We start from the raw sequence: 13,655 nt of genomic DNA, 5'->3' as shown, positions 1-13,655 counted from the left end.
CTAAATGCTAAAAATACTAATTGCGATTAACGTCTTCCTCTAGGCTAATTATTTGTATATAAAAAGGAAGGTGATAAATATTCACCTTCCTTAATTGAGAACCTTATTGGTTAAATTTAAGCAATAGTTACATCTGGTGATAAATAAACATCTTGAATGGCATGAAAGAGTTTTACACCTTCTTCAAATGGACGCTGGAAAGCTTTACGTCCAGAAATTAAGCCAGTACCACCAGCCCGTTTATTAATCACAGCAGTGCGTACTGCTTCCGCAAAATCATTTTTACCAGATGCGCCACCAGAATTAATTAATCCTGCTCTGCCAGCATAGCAATTTAACACTTGATAACGAGCTAAATCTATGGGGTGGTCAGTCGTTAAGTCTGTGTAAACTCGCTCATCTGTTTTGCCGTAACTTTTACCTGTAGCTTTGACAACTGCACCATAACCATTGTTATATTCAGGTAATTTCTGTTTGATAATGTCGGCTTCAATGGTTACACCCAAATGATTTGCTTGTCCAGTTAAGTCAGCCGCCAGATGATAATCTTTATCTTGTTTGAAAGCATTATTCCGCAAATAACACCAAAGAATAGTCACCATACCCAATTCATGGGCGCGTTCAAATGCACGACTAATTTCTTGAATTTGTCTGGTTGATTGTTCGGAACCAAAGTAAATTGTTGCGCCGATAGCGACTGCGCCTAAATTCCAAGCTTGTTCAACACTAGCAAATAAGACTTGATCAAATTGGTTGGGAAAGGTTAAGAGTTCGTTATGATTGATTTTGACAATAAACGGAATTTTGTGGGCATATTTGCGTGAGACAATGCCTAATACTCCCAAAGTTGTTGCAACAGCATTACAACCACCTGCTATTGCTAATTTGACGATATTTTCTGGGTCAAAGTAAATAGGATTTGGTGCAAAAGATGCTCCAGCCGAGTGTTCAATGCCTTGGTCAACAGGTAAAATTGAAAGATAACCAGTATTTGCCAAACGACCAGTAGAATAAAGTTGTTGTAGATTACGCAACACTTGAGGATTGCGATCGCTATTTAGCCAGACTCGATCTACAAAGTCTGGCCCTGGTAAATGCAATAAATCTTGAGAAACTTTGGCTTTGTAATTCAGCAGGTCTTCTGCTTCTTTACCCAACACTGACTCGATAGAATTAGCCTCTATCAATGTAGTAGTCATAGCACTTTCCTCAAACTTGAGAAAATAAGTTGGCTTTTACCCTAGCATTCTGACATTTTATCTCTCAGACAACTTATTATTTCAGCAAAAACTTATTTTTTGAATCTAGAAGAAATTCTTTATATTTTTTGGAAGAAAAATTACTATAAAGTAATCAGATAAACACCGATAATTTATCTGTGTTTACCCGTGATTTATATTAACTTAAGTAGGATTCTAGCCGATAAACTTAAGTTTATATTTAGTTTTACAAATTAGTCATATACCAGAAGATACAAACATTTCTATCTATAGCCGTCTTATTTGCTAGATGAATAAAAGAGACAAGGAAGATAGGGAAGACAAGGGAGAGAGATGTTTGTCGCTCATTGAGGGGTTTCATAAAGATAGATAAATTAATTAGCATCTATCAAAAGTTATATTTAATATTATCGATATGAAGAAGCATACAATTAGCCCATGTTCTGCTTTGCCGTTGCTAATAGGCTAGGAAGGTTAATTGTATAGCCCTATACTTCTAGTCTGAGGGGGTTCTTTTGCTCTATTTGATTCGCATCAGTCCATTAAGTTAGTTTTCTTTTGACTTTATAAACACTCTCCAAATCTGGCAAATTATTGTTATGGAGAGTAATTATATATTTAGTTATGTTACCTAAACCCAAAAAATATTGGACACCGCAGTACTGGGCAAGTTGGAAGCCATTTGGTATTGGCGAACAATACCCGAATAATTATTGGGAGGTATTTCGAGCTATTTGGTTGTCACGGGATAAATTACCTTATGCGTGGAATATTCTCAATCAAGGTGTGTGTGATGGCTGTGCTTTAGGTACCACAGGAATGAAAGATTGGACATTAGATGGGATTCATCTCTGCAATGTGCGGTTGCGGTTGTTGCAGATGAATACAATGTCAGCCTTAGATCCCCAGCTACTCGCAGATGTATCGCAATTACAAACACAAAAAACTTCTCAACTACGAGACTTGGGGCGGCTTCCTTACCCAATGATGCGCCAACGTGGAGAAAAAGGTTTTCGTCGTCTTAGCTGGGATGAAGCTTTAGATTTCATTGCCCATCGTATCCGCGCCACCACACCAGACAGGCTGAGTTTTTATATTACTAGCCGTGGTACGGTCAATGAAACTTATTACGTGACTCAAAAAGCTGTCCGTGCAATGGGTAGTAATAATATTGACAATGCCGCCCGGATTTGTCATTCGCCGAGTACCGCCGCTTTAAAAACATCTTTGGGGGCGGGGGCAACTACTTGTTCTTATAAAGACTGGATAGGTACGGATTTATTAGTGTTTATTGGTTCTAATGTCGCTAATAATCAGCCAGTCACCGTCAAGTATCTTCACTACGCCAAAAAAGCTGGCACAAAAATTGTGGTGATTAATACCTATCGTGAACCAGGAATGGAACGGTATTGGGTTCCTTCAATTGTCGAAAGTGCTTTGTTTGGTACTAAGTTTGCCGAAGATTTCTTTTTGGTAAATACTGGCGGTGATATGGCATTTTTGAATGGAACCATCAAGCATTTGATTGCTTATGGATGGGTAGATAAGTCATTTATCGACCGTTACACCACAGGTTTTGCAGAACTCCAAGCATCTCTAGAACAACAATCTTGGGAAGAATTAGAAAGGCTTTCCGGTGCATCTCGCTATGAGATGCAAGCCTTTGCCCAAATCATTGCAGCCGCGAATAAAGCGGTGTTTGTTTGGAGTATGGGCATTACCCAGCATGAATGCGGTGAAGATAATGTCCGCAGTATTATCAATTTAGCACTGACTAAAGGCTTCGTTGGGCGAGAAGGCTGTGGGTTAATGCCTATTCGCGGTCACTCTGGGGTACAAGGCGGTGCAGAGATGGGATGTTACGCCACGGTGTTTCCTGGTGGTAAACCGATTAACCGAGAAAATGCTAACCAGTTAAGTCAAAAATGGGGCTTTGATGTACCTAGTACCAGGGGTTTAATTGCACCGGAAATGATTGATGCTGCTTACGACAAGCAATTAGATATGTTGTTTTCTGTGGGTGGGAATTTCTTAGAAGTTCTACCAGAACCAGATTATGTGGAAGGTGCTTTGCAAACTATACCTTTGCGGGTACATGCTGATATTGTGTTATCTAGCCAAATGTTAGTGGAACCAGCAGATACTGTAATTTTATTACCTGCAACCACTCGCTATGAAGTACCGGGGGGTGTGACGGAAACTTCTACAGAACGGCGAATCATTTTCAGTCCAGAAATTCCTGGCCCCCGTATTGGTGAGGCGCGGCCAGAATGGGAAGTGTTTGTAGAATTGGCAAAACGGGTGCGCCCAGATTTGGCAGAGAAGATTGATTTTGAGAATACGGCGGCGATTCGGGAAGAAATTGCCCAAGTTGTGCCATTATACGCCGGGATGCAACACTTACAGCAGGCAGGGGATCAATTTCAATATGGTGGTTCGCATTTGTGCTTTGGCTGGAATTTTGCCACACCTGATGGGAAGGCACACTTTACAGCTTTATCACCTGCACAAAAGGAAATACCAGAAGGCTGCTTTTTGGTGGCGACACGCCGGGGTAAGCAGTTTAATAGTATGGTGCAAGAACGCAAAGATGCCATTACTGGGGCTTTGCGCGAGGCGGTGTTAATGAATGTGGTTGATGCTGCTAAGTTGAAATTAAAAGATGGGGATCAGGTCATTTTAAAAAATGAATTGGGTGAGTTAACTGGCAGAATTTATCTAGCACCAATTCAGAAAGGAAATTTACAAGTTCATTGGCCTGAAGGGAATGTATTGCTTGATAAAAGTAAGCGATCGCTCGAAGGAGTCCCAGATTACAATGCTGTCGTAAGGCTGGAAAAACTCACCTAAATTATTTTCCAGAAGATTAATATGTTAGGAGCGATCGCTGGTGACATCATTGGCTCGGTATATGAAGTTAACAATATTAAAACTAAGGATTTTCCCTTATTCGATAGGCTATGTCGTTTCACAGATGATACTGTGCTAACAGTGGCAGTGGCGGAAATGATTCTTGATGGTGCTGACTTTCTCGACAGCAGTCAATACATTGAGCAGTTTAAGTCTTATTTCCGCCGCTATCCCTTCGCTGGTTATGGCAGTACTTTTAGAAGTTGGGCAAACTCTAACGATAGTCAGCCCTACAATAGTTGGGGTAACGGTTCCGCGATGCGCGTTAGTCCCATCGGCTTTGCTTTGAATGACTTAGATAGCGTCCTCGAAGCTGCTAAAAGTTGTGCGGCTGTGACTCATAATCATCCTGAAGGTATTAAAGGTGCTCAAGCTACAGCCGCAGCTATATTTCTGGCGCGTACAGGTCATGATAAACCAGCAATTAAAGCTTATTTGCAAACTACCTTTGGTTACGATTTAGAAATTACCCTTGACCAAATTCGACCAACTTACAAGTTTGATGTTTCTTGTCAAGGTTCCGTCCCCCAAGCAATTATCGCCTTTTTAGAATCAACCGATTACGAAGATGCAATTCGGAATGCAATTTCTTTAGGCGGGGACAGTGACACCATTGCTTGTATTACAGGTGGTATTGCTCAAGCATATTATCATGGCTTACCCCCAGCGATCGCTGACCAAGCACTATCTCATTTAAATGATCATTTATTTACAATTACCCAAAGGTTTATGTTGCAGTACTGTAACTAGTATAAAAAGGCCGAAGTCTGAATGAAGAAAGCCTTATAGTGCTATCAATTCACGAAATTACTAATACAAATTACTCCCTCTGCGGCCTTAATGGTAAGTATTTGATTTGGACACGATATTACTCCCATCTCGGCTTGACTCGTAAGTATGGAATTTATCGGCAAACTATTAGATAAACGCTACAAAATTATCAAAAAACTGGGTGAAGGAAACTTTGGCGAAACCTATTTAGCAAGGGATCACAAACGTCCGAGTAAACCTGCTTGTGTTGTGAAGCGACTCAAACCGAAGCATACCCATCCCAGAGTACTGGAATTGTTTGAGCAAGAAGCAATTATCCTCGAAAAATTAGGAGAACACCCCCAAATTCCACGCCTCTTGGCTCATTTTGCCCTTGATAATGACTTATACATTGTGCAAGATTATGTGGAAGGACATACCCTGCGAGCCGAAATTTTACCAAGAAGGCAAATGGCAGAAGTTGATGTCATAAAACTGCTACATGATATTTTAGAAGTCTTGGTCTTTGTGCATCAAAATAACGTGATTCATCGGGATCTCAAACCCGAAAATATCATGCGGCGCAAACATGATCATAAAATTGTGTTGATTGACTTTGGCTCTGTGAGAGAACTTGGCTCTATCGCCATTGATGTATATAAAATGATTCGCACCAGTGTAGTGGTTGGGACTCCAGGTTATATCCCCACTGAACAAGCCAAAGGTAAACCTCGGTTATGCAGCGATATTTATGCTTTAGGAATGATGGCTATTGAAGCCTTAACAGGTATTTTGCCCCATCAATTACAAGAAGATCCCGACACAGGCAAACCTATATGGCGAGATTATGTCAAAGTTAGTGATGCTTTGGCAGATGTGATTGAAACTATGATATGCGATCGCTACACCCTCCGCTATCCATCAGCCACAGAAGCATTGCAAGCCCTGATTGCAACTCAAATCATACCCTTCAGTGCCATATCATCTCCACCAATCAAACCCAACCCACCAAGAGAATCACAATTAAGTCTGGAACCAGAGTTAGAAACCGTATTTTTACCCCTAGAACAATTCGAGTTTGAAATCGCAAATATTTCCGCGACAAGATGGTTAGGTTCTCAACCATCTTATGAAGTTAACCGTCATTCTGGCACAGCCCAAGGTTTCACAGAAGATTTAAATCAGGGAATTACCTTGGCAATGGTATCTATTCCTGGTGGACAATTTCTTATGGGTTCCCCAGATGATGAACCAGAACGATTTCAGAGCGAAAGTCCCCAGTATCTTGTTAAAATTTTACCCTTTTTTCTCAGTAAATTTCCTATCACCCAAGCACAATGGCAAGCAGTCGCCACACTACCCCCAATTAACCGCCATCTTGATCCCACACCAGCTAGTGTTAAAGGTGCAAATCGCCCGGTCGAGCAAGTTTCTTGGGAAGATGCCGTAGAATTTTGCGTCAGGCTGGCTGATAAAACCGGACGCAACTATCGCTTACCCAGCGAAGCTGAGTGGGAATATGCTTGTCGTGCCAAAACCACCACACCCTTTTATTTTGGTAGCAAGCTAATACCTAGCTTGGCTAACTACAACAACAGTTCTCCCTACAATCCAGAACCAGGAAATCATTCGCAAACAACCATAGTCGGCAGTTTTCCCGCCAACGCTTTTGGTTTATACGATATGCACGGTAATGTTTGGGAATGGTGCGGAGATCACTGGCATGAAAATTACCAAGGCGCACCTGTGGATGGCAGCGTGTGGCTGTCTAATAATCATGAATTGAAATCGCGCGTCATTCGGGGTGGTTCTTGGAAAAGTTCTTCTCGCTTATGTCGTTCTGCTTATCGTAGCTGGAATCCTCAAGATGGGCGGGGAAATCTTCTGGGATTTCGGGTGGCTATTTCTTTATCGGATTTTTAGGAATTTTGATCAAAGACAAGGGAAGGGGGATAAGGGAGACAAGGGAGATAGAAGTTTTGTTGAGTAAATTGGTTGGAGTTCCTACTCAGCAACGCCAGTTGCTACAACGGAGGGAACCTCCCTTCGGGTTCGCAGTTCCTTCAAGTCGGCGAAGCCGCCCAACGGACTGCTCACCGCAACGCACTAGCTCCTCAGCACTTTGCCGTAGCTTTTTGAGTTAACAAATACTCGTACACTACACACACAGTCAACCAAACTAAACCTGCGGCATAACCAGCAATCACATCACTAGGCCAATGTACTCCCAAATATAGCCGACTAAAACCAATAGCCAAGATTAAAATTACCGTCAAAGTGAAAATCTGCGATCGCCATTCGGGAAATTCTTGGGATAAGGAATAGCCGATGCAACCATACACCACTATTGACACCATTGCATGGCCACTGGGAAAACTGTAATGATTCACATTAATAATGTAATCCCACAATGCCGGACGCGCCCTGACAAACAATTCTTTCAACAGAAAATTTAAGCTGATTCCACCAACTGCTGCCATCCCAAAGGTAGTAGCTTGGAGGTAACGGCGGCGATGCAGCAGAATTGCTTCCCATGTTAAACAAGTCAACAATAGCAGTGGTGGTTCAGCGAGAGAAGTGATACCCACCATAATTTTGTCTAGTAAAGGCGTGTGGAGTTTTTGAATTGCTAATAAAATCTGGGTGTCTAAATTATTGGTGTTTAAGATGGCTGTCCCCAAGGATAAAGCCGAAAAAGCTGCGGCTACGGGGATGATTTGACTCCGCGATTGGGTTATAGCAGCATTTGACTGCACAAATAAAGTAATGCTTTTACTGGGAATAAATTCTGGTGCGGTGCTGGGGGGTAATTGTTTATGACTTCTTGCGTAGTCTAAAACAATATTTTGTAGCATCCAGGCGATCGCATTGGGACTAAAATTTGGCTGAAACAGTACCAAAACATTGCCGGTTAAATGGTTCGCGCTGGCTTGAAAAATTCTGTCTTCCTTGGATAATCTAAATTCTAGGTATTTTTTGAGAGCCAGAGAATCATGCAGTCCCTTGACTTTATATCTAGCTCTACCTTTGATAGAAGTGTGTAAAACTCGAATCAAAAAACTTTCCCCAAGAAGACTGCCAAAATCAGTGTTCATGTTTCTGCTTCACAAATTTTTGTACTAGTTAGCAAAGTCAAGAGAACTGAAAAATCCCTTGCTCACATCGTATCAAGCCTTTCCCACTCTTCACTCCCCATCACAATAGTTATCGAAACATAAATTTTGTGGGCAAATTTTGACAAGTAGTTGATAATTGCGTCAAAGTATCAGCAGGAAAAAACATGAGTTTCTATCGTAGTCGGAAAATTGTCGCAGCGTTGTTAATCTCAGTATTATTACTAACAACAGCTTGTAGTCCCAAAACCCCAGGACGGTTTGACCAAGCACAACAAGAAAGTACTAAACAAAAAAGTGGTCAAGCAGTTGCTAAAACTGCTACCCAGGGAAGTGAATTTAACAAGTTCTTCCCCAAATCGGGTGGTGGTTACGATAGCGTGTTCACCCAAGAGAAAAAAGGTTTTGCAGAAGCCAAGCTGAAAAAAGCCGGTAAAGAAGTAGCGATGCTGTCAATTTCAGATACAAGCAGCACCCCAGAAGCAGCCGCTAAATTCTCTAAAAGTACCAAAAAGATTGCTGGATATCCGGCTGTAGAACAAGGAAAAACCGCAACGGCAGTTTTAGTAGGTAAATATCAAGTCAAAGTTCTATCCAAAGGTACAACATTTACAGCCAGCGATCGCGCTGATTTGATTAGTAAATTCAATCTGAGTGGTTTAGCCAAACTTAAATAATCGCTACTCAAAATCTTTAGACATAACAATTGCAACCAGGCGAGGAGATTTTTGTGAACAAACCTATTTTTGAATTAGTTGATCAACTACCTACTGGTGGTTTAACGGTATCTGTATTGAAGGCTTTAGATTTTGTAGCTCCTGGTGAGTGGCAAAATACTGTTGGTTTTGTTAACACCATCAAAACTGTGACTGGTGAAGAAGATGAAAGTTTAATTCAACAAATTGGCGAACGGGCGATTTATCTGTACAATGATCGCTCTCAAGGCTATCAACGAGCAATGTGGCTTTATCAAACTGTTGATGGTACTGATAAAGCCCTCGGTGCGGCAGCTTTAGCCAATAAAGTCGGTGAAACAATTCCGCTATTGGGTTTTCTCAACTCTGTGACCCCCAAACCAGATAAAGCACAAACCATAGATTTGTCCTTAAAAGTAGTAGCTGAATTGGTGGCTTTCTGTCAAATTAATGGCATTCCTGGGGACAGCATTGGTGATTTTGTTGGTTCTTTAGGAGAGTATAGTGGTGAGTCACTCATCCGCTTGGCAGCATTAGTTTGTATTGATGGTGTGATACCTCTAGGCCCAGATTTCATCGAGAAAGCACTATCTTTTATCAGTACCCTTAATCCCCAGGATCTATCGCAAAATCCAACTTTTAACACTATTCAAGATGCAATTCCTGGTAACGGTACTAGCGGTAAACTTGACTTTATTGGTCAAAGTCTTGATTCTGTTAAAGGTTGGATGAATGGGTTTGTTGCCCAAAATAATTTAACTCAGCAAAATGTTGTCAGTCACTTGAAAAGTTTTGTTGAATTCAGCGACGACAAGTTAGATTATTTGGCAGCTTTCTTAGATTTATCTACCAATTATTATGAGCATACAGGCACACAAACTTTAGCACGTCGTTTAATTGAACGCGCCGTTGCTGAAATTTAGCTAAGGCGAATATTTAGTCATTAGTCATGGGTATCTACAAATGACTAATGACTAACTAGAGATTTAAATTTTGTGCGATCGCACTCAAATAAGGCTGAAAAATTACTAAATTTTCCAATTTTTCAAACTTACCTGTCACCGCACCAGGGTCAAAAGCTGTACTGATGATATAAAGTGAATTTCCATCAAAAGCAGCATAACTAATATATTGCTCTTGTAACCCACCTTCAGCTTTAATTCCTGTAAAACCATAGCGGATTCCGGGTAGCTGACTAATTGATATCTCTTCTAATGGGTGAGTTGCAAAAATCAGTTTATTGCCGTTGCTTTTCTGACGATCTTTACTCAAAGAAGCATAATAATCTCCCGCCCAAGCTTTCAATGCGGTGATAGCTTTGCTGTGGTTAGCCGAATTTTTATAATCTAATTTAGAGTCTAGGGGAATGCCTGCATCAGCAAGATGCTTTTGCAAGTTGGGATTTTTACTCACTTGAGCAACACTAATCTCAACTGTACCTAAAACTTCACCTTGAGCAGCTACACACAACAAAGGGGCATTTCCCTGACAAGGAATCACTTGCCAACCACTAGGCACGACAATATTTTTACCTAAAACTTTTTGCCACAAATTTCCTGCTGTTGGCTGAGAAGTTTCTCCCGCAGCAATTTGAGTAGCTGTCTTAGATGCAGGTGCGGCTTGGTTCTTGGTTTCTACTTTAGTTCCAGCAAAATAGGGAAGCACAAATTTTGCCCCCACTGGCATTAACAAGAGTAAGACTACAGCTATGAACAGATGATAAACACGCAACATTTTGGGAAAATCCAGGGGCAGAAATTACCGAATTAGGCTACAGAATATAACATTTATAGAGCTTACGCACCAAAATTATTTATGGAGATTGGGTGTAAGGGTTTTGAACACTACACCCTTACAGATAAGTCAAAAGTAAAATAATTTTTGACTTTTAACTTTTGACTTCTCCTATCTCTACCTAAGCCTGATTAAAAATCATCATCATAATTTCGCATCGTTTTCGGGTCAGGCGCAAAGGCTAACCACAAAGGAAATTGCAGTATACCTAAACTGATTTGTTCTTCGGAATCATCAATGATAATTAAAGGTAATTGATTGGCTTTTACCAAACGGTCGGCTTTTTGGGCTAAAGCGTCTGCTGCTTCAAATAAGACAACGCCCCTGTCAGGGCCAAAATCTGGGCGACCGATACCCAAACAGTCTTGCAAACCCCGCCGCCATTCACCCAAGCGTTCTGGCGTGTTGGCTAAAACCAAAGTACGGACGCGATCGCCATACAATTTATGTAATATCGAAATAATCGCCGAAGCAATCAAAGTATTCTGCAAACGGCTACCCATCGTCCGCAAAGCACCCCGTCCCCCTTGACCAAAAAACCAATTCGAGACTCGTTCTGCATGAACTGGTTCAAAGGTGCGGCGTAATTGCCAAGCCGGGCCATAATAATCCGGTTTGTTGCGATATTGGTCAATCAAACGGCGGACTTGCTTACTCGTTTCTTGAAACTGCTGTTGAGCAAATTGGGGTGTAATTGCTTCTGGTTCGGCGGGTTTAGCTTCTTTAACAGTTGGCTTTTCCCGTTCTCTAACTTCTGGTACCAGTTGTAACTGCTCGGCGGCGACGGCTAAGTCTTGTAAGCTACCAGTCAGATAATCTTTAAAACCTTGCACACGAATAGCCAAATCTTGCGATGCACCAGCAAATGTGGTTCGCATTTCGTTGCGGATGCGTTCTTGGCGGCGTTCTAACTGTTCTACAGAAATTTGCAGGGCTTGTTTACGTTGTTCTAATTGTGCTAATGATTCCTGCACAATGCGCCCTAGTGAAGTTTGCGTTTCACTTAATTGTGTTTGCAGCGTGTTGTAAGTTACTTGCAAACTCGCAATTTCGGCTTTGAGTGCAGCTTCAGTTTCTTGCAACTGAGCTAACCTTTGCTCTGCATCTGCGTATACTGATTCTGTTTTTAACCCTAATACAGTTGTCTCAGTTGCTAAGGGAAATTCTGGGGCTGGTTCATCTGTCAAACTAGCCAATTCTATACTTGTGTTGCTGGGTTCTGCGTCAACTGCTGAAGCGGTTGCTTCTGGTTCCAGAACTGACTCTACAGATGAATTGTCTGGGTTGTCTGTTGTCGGGTTTTCTGGTTGTATTTGCTCTAACCACTCATCTATTGGTTCTGGAGTTGGAGATGACTCAGGGTTCATAAACAATAATCTAATTCCTAGACGCGGATAAATTTTTTGGTTATTTGTCAATAGTCATTGGTCATTAGTCATTTGTGTATGATTCAAAACTGTTAACCATTGACTATTGACTCAGACTTAAATACGGGGACAGCGTTCTTCCAAACAGGTTTTTAAGGTGTTGGGGTCGAACAAAATTGGTAAAAAGTGAATACTGTTAATTTCTTTAAAATAAAACAGAACCGGAAACCCATTCCAGAATATCCGCCAGTTTTGCCATTCTCTGTAGGGAAAACGCCGAATTAACTTTTCACCTCTGTAAATATCTAAGTCGGTGGCAGTAAATTGCAAGCGTAACGTTACAGTTTGAAACAAAAGAAACAACCCAAAAACTGCGATCGCTCCTCCCACCAAAGGTTGCACAATTACAATGGGAATCGCTGCCAGCACCAATACAACAGGGATATTGTAACTAGGTTTGAGTTCCACTGTGGCTGTAGAATTAGGCGCAAATGAACTGGTCACTGTTTCAAATCCTGTTTCGGTAGTAGACATCTTTTTTATTTTAGGATTAGGGGCTAGGGACTAGAGACGAAAAAATAATTTTTACAGTACTTAATTTTGCCTCTCACCTCTAACCTGTAACCTGTAACCTGTAATTTAAAACCCCTTCACAAACGCACTACCCGCACCTTGAAACATCAACCACGACAAAAAGAAGTTGCTAACAAATATCAGTAGCAAAGCAGTCACCACAGCAGTCGTCGTTGATTGTCCTACACCTTTAGCGCCGCCTGTAGTTGTCAAACCCCAACTGCATCCAACAACTGCTATTAATAAGCCGAAACATACAGCTTTTACTAAAGCACTACCAATATCCCAAGTGTCTATTAGGTTGCGGGCAGAGTCTAAAAATACTGTATCAGCCAGTCCGTATATATGAGTGGCAATGATCAAGCCGCCGAACATCCCGGTGACTAACGACAAAAGTGTTAAAACTGGCAACATTAAACAGCAAGCAATCATGCGCGGAATCACTAAATAATCGATGGGGTCTGTTTTTAACACCAACAGCGCATCAATTTGTTCTGTCACTCGCATTGTACCGATTTCTGCGGCAAAGGCAGAACCAACCCGCCCCGCTAAAATCACGGCTGTGAGTACTGGTGAAAGTTCTCTGGTTAAAGCCACCGCCAATACACCACCCACAAGATTACCCGCACCAAAGTTAATAAACTCTCGCGCTACCTGAATGGTAAACACAGCACCCACAAAAATTGCAGTTAACAAAGCAATAAATAAAGAGTCTGGCCCTACGGCTGCCATTTGCTCTAAAGTGTTACGCCAATGAATCTTGCCGCGCAGCAGGTGAACTATTACTTGTCCACCCAGAAAAATCGCTGCCAGCAATCGCTGACCCCACGCTGCTAAACTGGAATTAGATGTAATCTGGCTCAATGTTCTGTAGCTAACTCGGTAATTGCCTTAAGAATAGCGAAAGTTTATAGCCAATAGTCAATAGTAATTTCTTAATACTCCCCACACTTCCCACACCCCCCCTGACAGGTGTAGGTTTTTTACGTTATGTTCCAAAAACCTTGATTTAGGGTGTAGGGGTGTGAGGGGGATAGAACTCTGATTCAATCGTGATTTTTAGAGTCGCTACTCATCACTTTGTTAAAAACCTACTGTGAGCCACACCCCCATCCTCCCCCTGACAGGTGTAGGTTTTTTACAATTAGGAGGAATTGAAGCAAAAGAAATCGTCAACAGGAGTAGGAGGAAAAGTACTCCAACGCGGAAGACGAAGAGGAAGATGGTTGAGTA

11 protein-coding genes are annotated in these 13,655 nt (G+C 41.6%); 5 read left to right on the top strand and 6 right to left on the bottom strand.

What is annotated here, in order from left to right; genetic code table 11:
- Positions 1-116: 116 nt before the first annotated feature.
- Positions 117-1,199: a class I fructose-bisphosphate aldolase gene (locus H6G74_RS27620; RefSeq protein ID WP_190970723.1), complete on the bottom strand. Its 1,083-nt coding sequence runs from the start codon at positions 1,197-1,199 to the stop codon at positions 117-119.
- 645 nt (positions 1,200-1,844) lie between these two features.
- Here H6G74_RS27620 and H6G74_RS27615 point away from each other — a divergent pair.
- The 3 genes from H6G74_RS27615 to H6G74_RS27605 all read left to right on the top strand — a co-directional run bounded on the left by H6G74_RS27615 (position 1,845) and on the right by H6G74_RS27605 (position 6,803).
- A complete protein-coding gene (locus H6G74_RS27615) occupies positions 1,845-4,070 on the top strand; it encodes an FdhF/YdeP family oxidoreductase (protein WP_190970721.1) in 2,226 nt (741 codons plus the stop codon).
- 21 nt (positions 4,071-4,091) lie between these two features.
- Entirely contained in the window at positions 4,092-4,880 is a 789-nt protein-coding gene (locus H6G74_RS27610; protein ID WP_190970719.1) for an ADP-ribosylglycohydrolase family protein, read from the top strand.
- A 147-nt stretch (positions 4,881-5,027) separates the two neighbouring features.
- Positions 5,028-6,803, top strand: a complete 1,776-nt coding sequence (locus H6G74_RS27605; protein ID WP_190970717.1) for a bifunctional serine/threonine-protein kinase/formylglycine-generating enzyme family protein — start codon at positions 5,028-5,030, stop codon at positions 6,801-6,803.
- A 191-nt stretch (positions 6,804-6,994) separates the two neighbouring features.
- Here H6G74_RS27605 and H6G74_RS27600 read toward each other — a convergent pair whose 3' ends face one another.
- Positions 6,995-7,975 (bottom strand): phosphatase PAP2 family protein, encoded by a 981-nt coding sequence (locus H6G74_RS27600; RefSeq protein WP_190970715.1) that lies wholly within the window; start codon positions 7,973-7,975, stop codon positions 6,995-6,997.
- A 185-nt stretch (positions 7,976-8,160) separates the two neighbouring features.
- Here H6G74_RS27600 and H6G74_RS27595 point away from each other — a divergent pair, with 185 nt between their 5' ends.
- Positions 8,161-8,670: a hypothetical protein gene (locus H6G74_RS27595; RefSeq protein WP_190970713.1), complete on the top strand. Its 510-nt coding sequence runs from the start codon at positions 8,161-8,163 to the stop codon at positions 8,668-8,670.
- Between the two features lie 53 nt (positions 8,671-8,723).
- A complete protein-coding gene (locus H6G74_RS27590) occupies positions 8,724-9,611 on the top strand; it encodes a hypothetical protein (protein WP_190970711.1) in 888 nt (295 codons plus the stop codon).
- A gap of 55 nt (positions 9,612-9,666) precedes the next feature.
- Here H6G74_RS27590 and H6G74_RS27585 read toward each other — a convergent pair whose 3' ends face one another.
- From H6G74_RS27585 to H6G74_RS27570, 4 genes are all read right to left on the bottom strand, one after another.
- Positions 9,667-10,422 (bottom strand): hypothetical protein, encoded by a 756-nt coding sequence (locus tag H6G74_RS27585; protein WP_190970709.1) that lies wholly within the window; start codon positions 10,420-10,422, stop codon positions 9,667-9,669.
- A 191-nt stretch (positions 10,423-10,613) separates the two neighbouring features.
- On the bottom strand, positions 10,614-11,849 hold the full coding sequence (locus H6G74_RS27580; RefSeq protein ID WP_190592429.1) for a DUF3086 domain-containing protein: 1,236 nt from the start codon (positions 11,847-11,849) through the stop codon (positions 10,614-10,616).
- 117 nt (positions 11,850-11,966) lie between these two features.
- Positions 11,967-12,383 carry a DUF3119 family protein gene (locus tag H6G74_RS27575; RefSeq protein WP_190592361.1) on the bottom strand — a complete coding sequence of 139 codons (417 nt, stop codon included), beginning with the start codon at positions 12,381-12,383 and terminating at the stop codon, positions 11,967-11,969.
- A gap of 105 nt (positions 12,384-12,488) precedes the next feature.
- On the bottom strand, positions 12,489-13,286 hold the full coding sequence (locus H6G74_RS27570) for an MlaE family lipid ABC transporter permease subunit (RefSeq protein ID WP_190675093.1): 798 nt from the start codon (positions 13,284-13,286) through the stop codon (positions 12,489-12,491).
- Positions 13,287-13,655: the final 369 nt, after the last annotated feature.

It is taken from the genome of Nostoc spongiaeforme FACHB-130 (assembly GCF_014698475.1).
Classification (GTDB): Bacteria; Cyanobacteriota; Cyanobacteriia; order Cyanobacteriales; family Nostocaceae; genus Nostoc_B; species Nostoc_B spongiaeforme.
The sequence above is the reverse complement of the archived record's forward strand: the minus strand, read 5'-3'. Positions and strand labels throughout refer to the sequence as shown.